The organism is Mesorhizobium kamtschaticum, assembly GCF_056174585.1.
Window position 1 is genome coordinate 6,999,238 of the sequence record NZ_CM149691.1, and the last position, 15,536, is coordinate 7,014,773.

Below are 15,536 nucleotides of genomic sequence, written 5' to 3' on the forward strand. Positions count from 1 at the left end.
ACTACGAGGATTGAAGTCCGATGAGGCGGCGGATGCGGCCGATATCGGTGCCGATGAAGGATTGCATGCCGATCGCCACCTGCTCCGGCGCCATGCCGGCAACGAAGCGGCGGAACTCATCGTCCGACAACGCCTCGCCCGTCCAGTGGACGCGGCAGAATTCCTCCGAACCGTGGAAGTGACCGGCACCGTCGAGCACATCGTCGACATAGCGGCCATAGATCATGCATTCGGAGAATTTGCGCGCCGAGCCAACAACCTCGACCCAGTCGCGGCCATGCACCTTCTCGATTTGTCCGCACATGGCAAGCACGGTGTCGCGGCGCCAGGCGATCAGCGTCGAAATATAGTCGTGGGTCGATGTGCGGGACGGGTCGATGCCGAGTGCCGAACCCGCATTGCGCGACCAGATGCGATGTTCGTCGTGACCGTCATCCGCCAGCACGCCGTCGCGGCGGAACAGCCGCGCCTTGCCATCGCGCCAGAAGGCGGTGCAGTCGAACGGCTTGAGGAAAGCAACGTCGGAATCGCAGAAGACCAGAACGTCTTCCCTGGCATGCGCCGCGATGGCGATGCGGCGCAGTTGCTGCACGTGCCAGCCGCGCAGCGGTTGCGTCTTCAGGCTGAGCCAGACACGCCGGCGAAACAGGCTGAGCGGATCGTCGAAAGCACGCAGCCAGCGCGGCAGCAGGTCTCGTTCATCGACGACAGTGCGCCGGCTGGTTTCCAGTTGGCGGAAAAGCGCGACGTCGCGATGTTCGACCAGGATGTAGTGGTGCGCGGCGCCCGAGACATGCCGGTCGAGGGTCTCGCACAACAGCCGGCAGCGCTCGAAATCCGGCGCGTAGCTTGCCGTCACCACTGCCGCCGTCGGCGTCTTCGACAACAGGCCGGGGCCGGCAAGGGCGTCTGGAACGAACCGCTTGTTCAACGGAGATCTCCGTCCGTTTCGGCTCCATGCGACCATCTCTGCTTGACGACCCGCCACAGGAAAACAGGATTGCCGACCACGTAACGGCGCCAGAGCCGGCCCGGCTCGACCGCCAGCCGGAACAGCCATTCCAGGCGCAGGCGGCGCATCCACAGCGGCGCGCGCGGCACCGAGCCGCTCAGGAAGTCGAGCAGCGCGCCGACCGCGACCGGCATGGTGCAGTGGCGTTCGTCGATGTGGCGCGCGATCCACAGTTCCTGGCGCGGCACGCCCATGGCGACCAGCAGCATATCAGGCCGCAGCGCCGCGATCCGGCCGATGATCTCCGGCTCCTGTTCGGCGGAGAAATAACCGTCATGAATGACCACGAAATTGTGCTGCACGGCAAGGGCGGCCAGCTTGACCGACGCCGCCTCGGCGTTGACACGCGTCGCGCCGAGCAGCCCGACAGTCAGCGGCCGCGTCGAGGCCTGCAGGAAGGCTGGCACGAAATCGGTGCCGTTGAGATTGTCCGGAAACGGCGCGCCGTAGAGAAGCTGCGCAGCGAGATCGACGCCGATGCCATCCGGCAGGATCAGGAAGTCGTCGAGCGCCTCGGCGAAGACCGGATCGGTCCAGGCGATGTTGGCGTTGTGGGCGTTGAGGAAACTGACTTTGGTGAAGCGACGCTCGGCAATCAGGCGGTTCAGCAAGGCGATGGCATCGTCCCAGCGGATGGCGAGCACGGAGATGCCGAGGATGGTCTTCAAGCTGTCGAGCCCGAACACGGCGCGGGCGTTGTGCATATTCATGCAAACACCTCCTGCCTGACGCCCCCGAGTTTTTCCAAGCCGAGCCGGATGGCGGCATCGAGCGCCTTGATCTGCTGGCGATGGAACGCGCCGCCGTCGACGTCCCGGACGTCGGCCGCGGCGGCCTCCAGGGCCCTGGCGAAATCGACCGGGTCGTCGGCGACGACGCAATTGTCGGGCCGATGGTCAATGCCGCGCAGCGAACGGCTGGTGGCGACCGATGGCAGGCCGAGCTCGAAGGTCTCGATGGTCTTCAATTGCACACCGCTGCCGGCGGTGCTGATCAGCGGGATGACGGCCGCGCCGCAGACGAAATCCCTGGCATCCGGGACACGGCCGACAAACTCGACGCCCGGATGCGCCGAAGTGACGCCAGAAGGCATATGGCCTGCAATGCGGATGCGGAAATCGGGCCGCAGACGCGGCACCACCTTGCCCAGGAACCAATCGAGGCCGATGCGGTTCGGCTGCCAGGTCCAGGTGCCGATCAAAGCGGCGTCATAGCCGATCCGGCGCGGGCCTTTCCGGGTTGGCGCTTTGGCACCGGTCACCAGCGGCAGCACCGCCGAGCGGTCGGCGGCAGCGACGCCAAGTGCCGCACGGTCTTCCTCGGCCAGCGTGAAGACAAAGCGCGCGCGGCCGCAGAGACGCTCTTCCACGACCTTGAGCAGCCTTGCCTCGCGGCGGAACAGCAGGCGCTGGAAGAGGCCGCCGGCGGCAGCCGCGTTCTCCTCCGCCGAGAGATGCTCGACATTATGGGCGACGAAGATCGAAGGCTTGTCTTCGAAGAGCTTTTCGAAGGCGCCGGCGAACTGCACGGAATTCAGCACATAGCCATCGAACGGGCCGGCCTGTTCGAGAGCCTCCTGAACATCGCGGTCGGACACCGCGCGCAGCTTGACCGACGCGAAGGTGAGGCCTGAGAACACCGCCTTGCCGACCCAGGCGAGCTTTTGCAGCGTAGAGGCACTTTCGGTGCGGACATCGATGGCACCCAGCACCACGGTGTTTTCGAGGTCGGTCGCAGCTTTTCCCGGCCAAATGAAGCCGATCACCGTGACGCGCGCGCCGGCGCGCCGCAAACCAGCGATGATCGCAGCGTTGGCGATCTCGTAGCCCGAGGTGAGAGCACCGTCGGGCACGATCGATGTGGCGAACAGCAGATGCATCTCACCTATCCTGTGGTGTAGCCGGTAGCAAAGCGCGGTGAACCCTTGATTAAGCGAGCACATTCAACGCCCGAAAGCCCGTGCCTGAGGGGCCTCTCCGTGCAAGGTGATTAACGAAACCTTATCACCGTGGTGCTACCAGAACGCGACTCACCATGTGGCTGGACACGGATGATCCCTTTGCCATCGGATAGTTCGGTATCGATTGCTGGACGGTCTCCCCGGCTCGACGTGGAGGCTGTCGAGGCGGTCGTCACCTTGCCGACCTTCAAGCGGCCCGAACAGGTGCTGGACACGCTGGCGTCGCTCAGCGCGCAGCAGACCGGCAGGCGCTTTGCCGTGATCGTCATGGAGAACGAAGCGGACGCGCGTGAAGGCGCCAAGGCGGTGCTGCCGCTGTTCGAGCGCGGCGAGATGCCGGGCATGGTCATCATCGCGCATGAGCGCGGCAATTGCAGCGCCTACAATGCCGGCTGGCAGACAGCGATCCTGCATTTCCCGAACTTCAGGCATTTGCTGGTCATCGACGATGACGAGATCGCCGATCCGCACTGGCTGGAACGCATGTGCGCGGCTGCCGAAACGCTCGGCGCCGATATTGTCGGCGGTCCGCAGGTGCCGGTCTTCGCCGATCCCGCCCATGCCAAATGGGCCGAGCACCCTGTCTTCGCGCCGCCCTACCGGGAGACGGGACGCGTGCCGGCGCTCTATTCGTCCGGCAATCTCCTGGTCGGCCGCAACGTGCTGGTCGCCATGGGGCCGCCCTTCCTCGACCTCAGATTCAATTTCATGGGCGGCGGTGATTCCGACTTTCTCAGCCGGTCGGCGCAAAGGGGCTTTGTGCTCGGCTGGTGCGCCGAGGCCAAGGTGCGCGAAACCGTTCCGGCGCGGCGCGTCGAGGCCGACTGGATCCGGGCCCGCAGCCTGCGCAACGGCGTCATCTCGACACTGGTCGAAAAGAAGAAACGCGCGGGCACGCCACTGGCCGGCGCCAGAGTGTTCGCGAAGAGCCTGGCGTTGCTTGCCGCAGCGCCGCTTCGCGGCCTGATCCGGCTGGCGCGGACAGGATCGCCGGCGATCGCCATCTACCCCGTCCATGTGGCGCTCGGCCGCGTGATGGCCGAATTCGGATATGCCAATGAGCAGTATCGCCAGCCCGAGAAAAACTGAGCGCGCCCCGCTCAGCGACGCGTTCACGCGCGACGGCGTGGCGACCGCGATCGCCGCGCTGCTGTTCACCGTCATCATGGTGTCCTTCCGCCCGTTCCAGCCGGCTGGCGCCGAGCTCACCGGCGACGGCGGCGACATCGTCAACCAGCTCGGCTTCGGCTCGCTTGGCGCCGTTTCGATCTTCTCGCTGATGGCCTTTGCCGATCCGCGCATCGTGCGCTCGCTGCTCAGCCCGTCCTGGGTGCTGATGCTGGGTTTCTTCTTCCTGTCGGTGGTGCTGGCGACCGACCCGCCCTCGGCCATGCGTGCCGCGTCTTTCACCATGATCGGCATCCTGACGATGGCGACGATCCTGGCGCTGCCGCGCGATGCCGAATCCTTTTCGAAAGTCATCATCTTCACCGCGGTCGTGGTCATGGGCCTTTCCTATCTCGGCCTCATCGTCTTTCCGCACGAGGCGATGCACACGGCCGATTCCCAGGAACCCGAACATGCCGGCCTGTGGCGCGGCGTGTTCACCCACAAGAACATCGCCGGCCCGATCATGGCCTGCTTCAGTTTCGCGGGCCTCTATCTCTACCGGCGCGGGCAGCGCTGGTGGGGCGCTGGCATCTTCTGCGCGGCGATGATCTTCATGCTGCACACCGGTTCCAAGACGACGGCCGGCCTGGTGCCGTTCTCGATCCTGATCGTGGTGCTGCCGAGCCTGATGGGCATGCGGCTCGGCACGCCGATCCTGTTTGCGCTGGCAATCATCGCCACGGCGGTCGGCACGCTGGGCATCGTCTTCCTGCCACCGGTCAAACATCTGGCGGCGATCTATTTCCCCGACATGACCTATACCGGCCGCACGACGCTGTGGGAGTTCGCCGGCTCGATGCTGGCGAAGAAGCCGTGGACCGGCTACGGCTATGAGAGCTTCTGGGGCACGCCGCTGCTCCTCAACCAGGACCAGCCCTTCGACCGGCCGTGGGACATCAGGACTATCGTGCACGGCCATGACGGCTATCTCGACATTGCCGTGCTGATGGGCATCCCGGCCCTTTGCGTGGCGGTCTACACTTTCCTCATCGCGCCGCTGCGCGACTACATGCGCATTCCGCTGCGCCGAGAAAACATCTTTCTCGGCGACTTCTTCATGATGGTGGTGCTGTTCACCGCGCTCAACGCTTTCCTCGAAAGCTTCTTCTTCCATCGCGGCGACCCGGTCTGGCTGTTCTTCGTGCTCGGCGTGCTTGGCCTGAGGCAAGTGTCGCTGCGGCCGATCGCGGTGCGTGGCTCCGATCGCGATGCGCGATCTTCCCGCACGGTCTGACGGGGCTTCCCCAGGGAAGCGCGAGCGTCTATGTCAGGGCCTTCTTCTGGAGGGCTCCAATGACGATCAGGCTTGTTCTCGCCGGCTGCGGCAATATGGGTTACGCCATGCTCTCGGGCTGGCTGAAATCCGGCAAGCTCGCGCCATCGGCGGTTTTCGTGGTCGAGCCCAACACCGATCTGCGCCAGCGCGCCGCCGCACTCGGCTGTACCACGGCTGCTGACGCCAGCGACATTCCGGCAGACGCCGTGCCTGATCTCGTCGTCATCGCGGTGAAGCCCCAGGTGATCCGCGAGGTGACGGCCGCCTACAAGCGTTTCGGCGACGGCCGCACCACCTTTGTCAGCATCGCCGCCGGAACGCCCGTGGCGACCTTCGAGCAGATCCTTGGCAACAGCGCGCCGATCGTGCGCTGCATGCCCAACACGCCCGCGTCCATCGGCAAGGGCATGATGGTCGTGTTTTCCAACCCGCTCGTGTCCGATGATACAAAGCGTTTCGTCGCCGACCTGCTGTCGGCCAGCGGCGAAGTGGCCACCATCGACGACGAAGGCCTGATGGATGCGGTGACCGCCGTGTCGGGATCGGGACCGGCCTACATCTTCCATTTCATCGAAGCGCTGACTGTCGCCGCGGAGAAGTCGGGCCTGCCGGCGGCGACCGCCAGGCTCCTCGCCATGCAAACCGTCTACGGCGCTGCCTCGCTCGCCGCCGAAAGCGGCGAGGACCCTGGCGTGCTGCGCCAGCAGGTGACCAGCCCCAACGGCACGACGGCGGCGGCGCTTGGTGTGCTGATGGGCGAGGACCGGCTGACCAGTCTGCTCACGCAGGCAGTAGAGGCGGCGCGGCTGCGGTCGATCGAGTTGGGGAAGTAAGCCTTAGTTCGTTTCGTACAGCATCTCGTCCTGCAGCCGGCGCAAGGCGAACAGCCTCGTCGTCTGGTCGGGCGCGGCATTGTCGGCGGTCAGCAATTCGCCTTTCCTGACCGGTTTCAGCACCTTGCCGCCCTCGATCAGGCCTACCGGGACGGCGCGCTGGGCGCGGGCTTCGCCGACGGTCATGGTCCAAGAGCGGTAGCAGGTCTCGCCGATCGCATCGAAGGTCTCGCCAGCCGCCAGATCCCGCTTGGCGACCGCGCAGACCTCGGCGACCGGCCTGGGCAGCGGCACCATGTCGGGCTTGCCGAACAGCACGATGCGGGCGGCGGTCAGCGGCACTTCCAGCGAGGTCAGATGGTACGGCCGAAACAGGCTGTAATAGGGACCGTGGCCGATATGCAAATCGTCCATGCGCTCGATGATGCGCGGATGCGTTGCCTCGACGATGACGAAGACACCGGGCGCGACACCCTTGCCGATGGTGTAGTCGACGACGCCCTTTTTCAGCAACAGCCCGCCGTCCTCGCGCGGAATCAGCACCTTGACGAGGTCGTCGCGGTCGGCCTTGGGGCCGTGCATGCCGGGCACGTCGGGCACCAGACCGGTGGCGTTGGCGATGGCGCACATCTCGACCATCGTCTTGGAGCCATCGACGAACTCGACCAGCATGCGCGGGTTCATGTTGCGGCGGATTGCTTCCTCGCGATAGTCGTCGGGCATGGCGTCATGGTTGAGCGGATTGTTCTTGCCCTTGCCGGCCGAGACGATGGTTAGCCCAAGCGCGGACGCGAACTCGATCAGTTCCATGCAGCTCGACGGCTCGTCGCCGGCGCCGACCGAATAGACGACGCCAAGCCGGTCGGCCTGCTGCTTCAGATAGCAGCCGATGGTGACGTCGGCCTCGACATTCATCATCACCAGATGCTTGCCATGCTCCATCGCCGACAGGCAGAAATCGGCGGCGACACCGGGTTTTCCCGTGGCGTCGATGACAACGTCGATCAATGGATTGGTGACCAGCATCTCGTTCGAGGTGATGGCGATTTTTCCGGCCTCGATCGCCGCCGTGACTTTCGACGCGGTGTCGGCTTCGACTGCCATCGCTTCATCGCCATAGGCAATGCGAATGGCGTCACGGGCGGTGTGAGGGCGCCGTGTGGAAACGGCGCAAACCGAAATGCCAGGCATCAGCATGCCTTGCGTGACGAGGTCTGTGCCCATTTCGCCCGAACCGATGACACCGATGCGTACCGGGCGGCCCTCAGCGGCACGCTTGGCGAGATCGCGGGCAAGGCCGGTCAAGGCGACATTGGTCATGCGGATGTCCACAGCTTCTTGATTTGCGGCCGGATTAGCAGGGACCGGTCGCGTGTGCCAATGAAACCGCTCGCGGGTGGCGATTCCCGGCAAAAATGCCCCGGGAAAAGCGGCTTCGCCTTAGCCGATTGGCCCAAAGGGTTGCCAATTGACATTGCTGTGAACAGCCTCAATAAAACATTCGTTTGCTGACAAAGGCAAATGTTCATTGGGACGAACGCTCGGAGGGGCATTCGTTTCGCGGCAATCTGGGGAGTGCCTTTGCGCCGAGGCGGCGGCAAAGGCGTTGGATGAGATCAAGGAGCATTGCGAAGCGTAGGCTCGCGGCTCCAGGGGAGGAAGAATGGATACTGTTCTCGCTGGCCTCAAGGGGGCCATCGACACGCTCGGCGCGACAATCCTGCTGCCGATCGTCATTTTCATCATAGCCGTGGTTTTGGGAGCCAAGGTCAGCAAGGCCTGCCTTGGCGACGTCGCCGATCGACGTGAACATCAGCCCGAGCACGAGGTTGATACCGATAAAGGCGACGCCGATGGTGACGGCGGCGCGAAAGGGGTCATTCCGGTCGGCATCCTGGTCAATATCGTGCTGTTGCTGACGCGCATGACGCGCACGCTGAATGTCGATGTCTGGAATTTCTGGCACTTCGCCTTTGTCGGCTCGCTCGTTGTCGCCGCGACCAACAATCTGGCTTACGGCATTGCCATCGCTGCCCTGGTCGCAGCACTGTCGCTGCTGTTCGCCGACTGGTCGGCACGCGCGGTGCAGCAGTTCTACGGCGTGCCCGGCATTTCGGTGCCGCATCTCGCCTCGGCGCAGATCCTGCCGATCGCCATCATCCTGAACTGGATCATGGACCGTATCCCCGGCATCAACCGCATCAACATCAACACCGAAACCATCGAGCGTCGCTTCGGCGTGTTCGGCGAACCGGTGGTGCTTGGCCTGATCATCGGCCTCGTGCTCGGCGCCATCGCCTTTTACAATGCGGGCGATCTCAGTGTGGTGCTGGCCAAGGTGCTGGGCACCGGCATGACGCTTGCCGCCGTGATGCTGCTGCTGCCACGCATGGTGAAGATCCTGATGGAAGGATTGATCCCGGTTTCCGACGCTGCGCAGGAATTCGTGCGCAAGCGCACCGGCGACCGCGAGCTTCTCGTCGGCCTCGATTCGGCGATCCTGATCGGCCATCCGGCCGCGATCTCGTCGTCGCTGATCCTGGTGCCGATCGCGATCATCCTGTCGGTGATCCTGCCGGGCAACCGCGTCATCCTATTCGCCGACCTGGCGGTCATTCCCTTCATCGTCGCCATGACCGCGCCGCTGGTCAAAGGCAATGTGTTCCGCATGGTGGTGATCGGCACGGTGACCCTGGCCATCGGCTTCTATGTCGCCAATGCGCTTGCGCCGCTATTCACAAGCGCCGCCGTCTCGTCGGGCTTCAAGCTGCCAGCGGACGCTTTGCAGATCACCTCGGTCGTCGACGGCTTCCTGTGGGTGCCCTATGTGATCATCGAGGCTATGGGGCTTGGCCTTGTCGGCATCATCGTGATCGCCGTGGTCATCGCCGCACTGTTTGTCCTCTACCGCCGCAACCCACTCGGCTGGGAACGGGCAGCTGGCGCCGAGGACGAGCCGGCCGAAGTCACCGCCTGAACGCCATCGCGCCTTCACTGCAAAAACGATCGTGCGCCCTCCCCGGGCGCACGATCTGTAACGGAGCAAGACATGTCAGATGGCCTCATGCAGCTTCTGGACCCCGAGGCGATCGTGCTCGGATCCGATGCCTCGACCAATGAGGAGATCATCCGTATCCTGGCCGGCCGGCTCGAGAGCCTTGGCTACGTCAAAAGCTCCTATGCCGACGCGGTCGTACTTCGCGAAATGACCATGCCGACGGGACTGCCGCTGGAACGTGCCGACAATGTCGCGGTGCCGCATACCGATCCCGAACATGTGCTGAAGCCCGGCATCGCCATGGGCACGCTGAGAAAGCCCGTGACCTTCGCCAATATGGAAGACCCCGACGAAAAGCTGCCGGTCGGCTTCGTCTTCCTGCTTGCCATCAATGACAAGGACAAGCAGATTGAAGCGTTGCAGTCCGTCATGGCCACCATCCAGAATCCAGATGCATTGGACGGCTTAAGGTCGGCCAGGACGCTTGACGACGTGCGTGCCGCGCTCGGCTGACAACCAAGGAGAAGCAAGAGATGTCCCGACAGAAAACAATTCTCTTTGCCTGCGGCACAGGCATCGCGACGTCGACCGCGGTCAATGTCGCCGTCACCGAGGCGATGAAGAAGCGGGGCCTCACCTTCAATGCCCAGCAGGCTAAAGCCACCGAGGTGCCGGGACTGGCCGACAGTGTCGACTTCATCGTCGCCACCACGCCGATCTCGGCATCGGTGACCAAGCCGGTCATCAAGGGCCTCGCCTTCCTCACCGGCATCGGCAAGGACAAGGTGCTCGACGAGATCGAGGCGCAGCTGCGCAAGTGATGGTCACCAGCGGTCGCGGAGGCTGACGCCTCTGCGGCAGCTTCAAACCACCCTGACATAGCTCGTCATGCCCGATTTCTGGTGCTCGATGATGTGGCAGTGCAGCAGCCAGTCGCCGGGATTGTCGGCGACGAAGCCGAGCTGAACCTTCTCGTTGGGCTGGATGAGATAGGTGTCGGAAATGACAGGCTGAACCGGCCGTGTCGAGGACGACAGCACCTTGAAGCTCATGCCGTGCAGATGCATCGGATGCGATTGCGGCGTCAGGTTCTCCATGTCGATGACGTAGCTCTTGCCGAGCTTCAGCTCGGCCAGCGGCGCGGTCGGATCGGATGTATCGCCTGGCCACGGCACCTTGTTGATGGCCCAGAAACTGTAGCCAAGCGAACCGCAGATGCCGTCGCTCGGGACGTTTTCCGCCGTGGCGCTGAGCGCCAGCGAAATATGCTGGGCGGCGGTGAGGTCGACCTCCGCCACCGGATTCACCTCCAGCGGTGCAACATCGCGGATGTCGCGCTTCAGAGAACTGCCGGTCCCACGCAAGGTCGCCAGGATTTTGGGCTTGGTGCCCCTGACGTCGCGCAGGCTCACCACCGCGCCCTCCTGGTCAGGCATGCGGATGGCGAGTTCCATGCGTTGTCCCGGCCCAAGCAGCAAGGCATCGGGCGAAAAACGCTGCGGCACCGGATTGCCGTCCAGCGCCATGACCGTGGCCTCGGCGCCGTCGACGCGAAAGGCATAGATGCGGGTGACGTCGGTGATCGCGACCCGCAGCCGCACCAGGCCTCCGGCCGGCGCGTCATATTGCGGCTGGTCGAGCCAGTTGGCGGTGCGCACCGTGCCGTAAGTGCCGGTTCTCGCCGCATCGCGCGGGCGGAACTGATCGATGAACTGGCCATCGTCGCCAAGGCGCCAGTCACGCAGATTGAGGACGAATTCGGCGTCGAATTTCGGATCGCTGGGGTTCTCGACCACGATCACGCCGGTCAGGCCGTGGCCCATCTGCTCCAGTGTGTTGCAATGCGGGTGATACCAGAAGGTGCCGGCGTCGGGCGGAGTGAAGGCGTAGTCGAAATGATCGCCGGTGTAGACGTAGGGCTGGACCAGGAAGGGCACACCATCCATCTTATTTGGAACGCGAATGCCGTGCCAGTGGATGGTCGTGGGATCATCAATGGCATTGATCAGGCGGGCAGCGAAGGGCTCGCCTTTTTTCATCCTGAGCACAGGCGGCATTCCGGCGTTGCCATAGGTCAGCACATTGTTGGTCGGGCCGACATCCATCAGCTTCGCCTGGATTTTCGCCGTCTGCAGCACCACCGGTTCCGGACTGCCGGCGGCCCAACTGCCAAGCCTGCCGATGGCCGAGAGCCCTATCCCGCTGGCGCCAGCGATGGCGGCGGTTTTCAAGAGCCTGCGGCGTGTAAGGACGGTCATTCAAGCTCCAACTGCAAAGACGGCTGCCCAATATCTATCGCCGCCTTGAACCATGAGCGAGCAATCCGTGCAAATGCCTATATGGGCACATCGTGTCTTGCCATGGCGGCAGGATGAGACGACAGAGCCCTACTCCGCCGCCTCGGCATACTGCGCGGGCACATAGTTGAGGATAGGCCCGAGCCAGCGCTCGACCTCAGCCAAGGGCATGTCCTTACGAACAGCATAGTCCTCGACCTGGTCGCGCTCGACCTTGGCGACGCCGAAATAATAGCTTTCGGGATGTGATAGATAGATGCCGGACACTGACGAGCCCGGCCACATCGCGTAGCTTTCGGTCAGGCTGACGCCCGCATTGCGCTCGCCGTCAAGCAGCCGGAACAGCGTTGCCTTCTCGGTATGGTCTGGCTGCGCCGGATAGCCGGGTGCCGGGCGGATGCCCCGATAGGGCTCGCCGATCAGTTCGTCCGGCGCCAGTTTCTCGTCGGCAGCATAGCCCCAGAATTCCTTGCGCACCTTCTCGTGCATGCGCTCGGCGAAAGCTTCGGCGAAGCGATCGGCCAGCGCCTTGACCATGATCGAGGAGTAATCGTCATTTGCGCGCTCGAAACGCTCTGATATCGCCACTTCCTCGATGCCGGCGGTGACGATGAAGCCGCCGATGTAGTCGGACTTGCCGCCGTCCATTGGTGCGACGAAATCCGACAGCGCGACATTGGCCTTGCCGTCGCGCTTGGTGAGTTGCTGGCGCAGCGTGAAGAAGGTCGCCAGTTCCTGCGAGCGCCCCTCGTCCGCGAACAGCCTGATGTCGTCACCAACAGCATTGGCCGGCCAGAAGCCGATGACGCCACGCGGCGCGAACCATTTCTCGGCGATGATCTTGTTAAGCATCGCCTGCGCGTCGTCGAACAGCTGGCGCGCGGCGGGTCCCTGTGCCTCATCCTCGAGGATCTTGGGGTAACGGCCCTTCAGCTCCCAGGTCTGGAAGAATGGCGTCCAGTCGATGTAGCGCGCCAGCTCGGTCAGGTCCCAGTTCTCGAACGCCTTTACGCCGGTGAAGGACGGCTTCGGCGGCTGGTAGGCAGACCAGTCGACCTTGTGCGCATTGGCCCTCGCCTTGGCCAGCGGCAGCCGCTGCTTGTCGGCCTCGGAGCGGGCATGCGCGTCGGCAACCTTCTTGTACTCGGTCCGCACCGTCTCGACGTAGTCCGCCTTGCTGTCGTTGGACAGCAGCGCCGAGACCACGCCGACCGCCCGGCTGGCGTCAGTGACATAGACGGTCTGCCCCTGGCATAGCGCGGATGGATCTTCACCGCCGTGTGCACACGGCTGGTCGTCGCGCCGCCGATCAGCAGCGGAATGTCGAAGCCTTCGCGCTCCATCTCAGCGGCCATGTGCACCATCTCGTCCAGCGACGGCGTGATCAGGCCGGACAAGCCGATGATGTCGACATTTTGCTCGCGCGCCGTCTGCAGGATTTTCGCCGCCGGCACCATGACACCGAGATCGATGATCTCGTAATTGTTGCAGGCGAGAACCACGCCGACGATGTTCTTGCCGATGTCGTGGACATCGCCCTTCACCGTCGCCATCAGGATTTTTCCGGCCGTCTGGCGCTCGCCATTGTCGATGCCGTTGGCAGCGTTGGCCAGCTTCTCGGCCTCCATATGCGGCAGCAGTCCTGCTACCGCCTGCTTCATCACCCGCGCCGACTTCACCACTTGCGGCAAGAACATTTTTCCGGCGCCGAACAGGTCGCCGACGACATTCATGCCGGCCATCAGCGGGCCTTCGATGACATGCAGCGGGCGCTCGGCCGCCAGCCGCGCTTCCTCGGTGTCGGCGTCGATGAATTCGGTGATGCCGTTGACCAACGCATGCGAAATCCGTTGTTCGACCGTCCATTCGCGCCAGGCGAGATCGCGCTCCTTGGCTTCCTTGCCGGCCGTGCCCTTGAAGCGTTCGGCGATCTCCAGCATGCGCTCGGTGGCGGTGCCGCCGGCGCTCGGCACGCGGTTGAGCACGACATCCTCGCAGGCCTCGCGCAGCTCCGGCTCGATCGTGTCGTAGACGGCGAGCTGGCCGGCATTCACGATGCCCATGTCCATGCCGCGTTGGATGGCGTGGTAGAGGAACACCGCGTGCATGGCCTCGCGCACCGGCTCGTTGCCGCGAAACGAGAAGGACAGGTTCGACACGCCGCCGGAAATGTGGACATGCGGCAGCGTCGACGTGATCTCGCCGGTGGCCTCGATGAAGTCGACGCCGTAATTGTCGTGCTCCTCGATGCCGGTAGCGACCGCGAAAACGTTGGGGTCGAAGACGATGTCCTCGGGCGGAAAGCCGGCCTGTTCGGTCAGGAGCTTGTAGGCGCGGGTGCAGATCTCGACCTTGCGCGTCTTGGTGTCGGCCTGGCCGGCTTCGTCGAAAGCCATCACGACCACGGCGGCGCCATAGGCGCGCACCAGCTTCGCGTGATGCAGGAACGCTTCCTCGCCTTCCTTCATCGAGATGGAGTTGACCAGAGGCTTGCCCTGCACACATTTCAAGCCCGCCTCGATGATCTCCCATTTCGAACTGTCGACCATGACAGGAACGCGGGCGATGTCAGGCTCGGCGGCGATCAGGTTGAGATAATCGACCATCGCCTTCTTCGAATCGATCAGCCCCTCGTCCATGTTGATGTCGATGATCTGGGCGCCGTTGGCGACCTGATCGCGCGCTACGTCTAGCGCGGGCACATAATCGCCCGCCGTGATCAGCTTCCTGAACTTGGCAGAGCCGGTGACGTTGGTGCGCTCGCCGACATTGACGAAGGGAATCTCGTCCGTAAGCGTGAACGGCTCCAGCCCGGACAGGCGCATCTTGCGCTCGATCTCTGGAATGGCGCGCGGCGGGTACTTTTTGACTGCCTCGGCGATGGCGCGGATATGATCCGGCGTCGAGCCACAGCAGCCGCCGACGACATTGACCAGCCCCTCGCGCGCAAAGTCCTCGATCTGCGCGGCCATGAAGTCCGGGCTCTCGTCATATCTGCCGAATTCATTGGGCAGGCCGGCATTCGGATAAGCGCAGACGAATGTGTCCGCGGCGCCCGATATTTCGGCCAGGTGTTCGCGCATGGCGTTGGCGCCGAGCGCGCAGTTGAGGCCGATGGTGAAGGGATTGGCATGGCGCACCGAATGCCAGAAGGCCGTCGGCGTCTGGCCCGACAGCGTGCGGCCGGAAAGGTCGGTGATGGTGCCCGAAATCATCACCGGCAGATGCACGCCCTTCTCGATGAAGATCTCGTTGCAAGCGAAGATCGCCGCCTTGGCGTTCAGCGTGTCGAAGATGGTCTCGATCAGGATGATGTCGGCGCCACCGTCGATCAACCCGCGCAACTGCTCGCCATAGGCAAGCCGCAACTCGTCGAAGGTCACCGCGCGGTAGCCGGGATTGTTGACGTCGGGCGACATCGAGGCGGTGCGGTTGGTTGGCCCGAGCGCGCCGGCGACGAAGCGGCGCTTGCCGTCTTCCTGCTCAGCCCGCTTCGCCGCCCGGCGCACCAGCCGCGCGCCGTCGCGGTTCAGCGCATAGACGGCATCCTCCATGCCGTAATCGGCCTGGGCGATCGAGGTCGACGAGAAGGTGTTGGTCTCGAGAATATCCGCGCCGGCAACGGCGTATTGATAGTGGATTTCCTCGATCGCGGCGGGCTGCGTCAGGATCAGAAGGTCGTTGTTGCCCTGCTGATGGCAAGCGCAGCCGGCAAAGGCCTCGCCGCGGAAATGGTCTTCGTCGAAACCAAGCCCCTGGATCTGCGTGCCCATGGCGCCGTCGAGGATCAGAATGCGCTCACGCGCCGCCGCGGTCAGCGCCGCGAGCACTTCGGAACCGTCGGGCTTGGCCGCGACGGAGCCGAACAGGTCATCCAGCGATGCAGAATTCTGCGACATTTTCTATCCTTTGGACGACAAGCCTGTCCATGTCACATAAGGATATCTTTATGTCAATATACGCTTCTCGCTAGACGGAGTCACGCGCCAT

The 15,536-nt window shown here is 63.8% G+C and carries 11 protein-coding genes and 1 pseudogene; 6 read left to right on the plus strand and 6 right to left on the minus strand.

The window, feature by feature from the left end:
- Nucleotide 1: 1 nt before the first annotated feature.
- Genes AC0V7N_RS34445 through AC0V7N_RS34455 form a run of 3 tightly spaced genes read right to left on the minus strand, consistent with a single transcriptional unit; the run spans nucleotide 2 to nucleotide 2,891 of the window.
- Nucleotides 2-931: a DUF6492 family protein gene (locus AC0V7N_RS34445; protein ID WP_475453250.1), complete on the minus strand. Its 930-nt coding sequence runs from the start codon at nucleotides 929-931 to the stop codon at nucleotides 2-4.
- The gene (locus AC0V7N_RS34450; RefSeq protein ID WP_475453252.1) at nucleotides 928-1,722 is read right to left on the minus strand and encodes a WecB/TagA/CpsF family glycosyltransferase; all 795 of its coding nucleotides are present in this window, start codon (nucleotides 1,720-1,722) and stop codon (nucleotides 928-930) included. The genes AC0V7N_RS34445 and AC0V7N_RS34450 overlap by 4 nt, the downstream gene beginning before the upstream one ends.
- Nucleotides 1,719-2,891, minus strand: a complete 1,173-nt coding sequence (locus AC0V7N_RS34455; RefSeq protein WP_475453254.1) for a glycosyltransferase — start codon at nucleotides 2,889-2,891, stop codon at nucleotides 1,719-1,721. The genes AC0V7N_RS34450 and AC0V7N_RS34455 overlap by 4 nt, the downstream gene beginning before the upstream one ends.
- A 171-nt stretch (nucleotides 2,892-3,062) precedes the next feature.
- Here AC0V7N_RS34455 and AC0V7N_RS34460 point away from each other — a divergent pair, with 171 nt between their 5' ends.
- From AC0V7N_RS34460 to proC, 3 genes are read left to right on the plus strand one after another with little or no spacing between them, the layout of a single operon-like run.
- A complete protein-coding gene (locus tag AC0V7N_RS34460; protein ID WP_475453256.1) occupies nucleotides 3,063-4,061 on the plus strand; it encodes a glycosyltransferase family 2 protein in 999 nt (332 codons plus the stop codon).
- Nucleotides 4,030-5,376, plus strand: coding sequence for an O-antigen ligase family protein (locus AC0V7N_RS34465; RefSeq protein WP_496627600.1), 1,347 nt, complete (start codon nucleotides 4,030-4,032; stop codon nucleotides 5,374-5,376). The genes AC0V7N_RS34460 and AC0V7N_RS34465 overlap by 32 nt, the downstream gene beginning before the upstream one ends.
- 59 nt (nucleotides 5,377-5,435) lie before the next feature.
- Entirely contained in the window at nucleotides 5,436-6,251 is an 816-nt protein-coding gene (proC, locus tag AC0V7N_RS34470) for a pyrroline-5-carboxylate reductase (RefSeq protein ID WP_475453258.1), read from the plus strand.
- Between the two features lie 3 nt (nucleotides 6,252-6,254).
- Here the strand turns inward: proC and AC0V7N_RS34475 are convergent, their stop codons facing one another.
- Nucleotides 6,255-7,571 (minus strand): NAD(P)H-dependent oxidoreductase, encoded by a 1,317-nt coding sequence (locus AC0V7N_RS34475; RefSeq protein WP_475453260.1) that lies wholly within the window; start codon nucleotides 7,569-7,571, stop codon nucleotides 6,255-6,257.
- A 343-nt stretch (nucleotides 7,572-7,914) separates the two neighbouring features.
- Between AC0V7N_RS34475 and AC0V7N_RS34480 the strand changes: the two genes are divergently transcribed.
- The 3 genes from AC0V7N_RS34480 (at nucleotide 7,915) to AC0V7N_RS34490 (ending at nucleotide 10,070) form a co-directional block, all read left to right on the plus strand.
- Entirely contained in the window at nucleotides 7,915-9,228 is a 1,314-nt protein-coding gene (locus tag AC0V7N_RS34480; RefSeq protein WP_496627601.1) for a PTS transporter subunit IIC, read from the plus strand.
- Nucleotides 9,229-9,300: 72 nt separating this feature from the next.
- Nucleotides 9,301-9,762 carry a PTS sugar transporter subunit IIA gene (locus tag AC0V7N_RS34485; protein WP_475453262.1) on the plus strand — a complete coding sequence of 154 codons (462 nt, stop codon included), beginning with the start codon at nucleotides 9,301-9,303 and terminating at the stop codon, nucleotides 9,760-9,762.
- 20 nt (nucleotides 9,763-9,782) lie between these two features.
- A complete protein-coding gene (locus tag AC0V7N_RS34490) occupies nucleotides 9,783-10,070 on the plus strand; it encodes a PTS sugar transporter subunit IIB (protein ID WP_056566028.1) in 288 nt (95 codons plus the stop codon).
- Nucleotides 10,071-10,112: 42 nt separating this feature from the next.
- On the opposite strand, the gene AC0V7N_RS34495 is transcribed toward AC0V7N_RS34490, so the two are convergent.
- Nucleotides 10,113-11,507: a multicopper oxidase domain-containing protein gene (locus tag AC0V7N_RS34495; RefSeq protein ID WP_496627602.1), complete on the minus strand. Its 1,395-nt coding sequence runs from the start codon at nucleotides 11,505-11,507 to the stop codon at nucleotides 10,113-10,115.
- Between the two features lie 129 nt (nucleotides 11,508-11,636).
- Nucleotides 11,637-15,445 (minus strand): annotated as a pseudogene (gene metH / locus AC0V7N_RS34500) (methionine synthase).
- Nucleotides 15,446-15,536 lie beyond the last annotated feature (91 nt).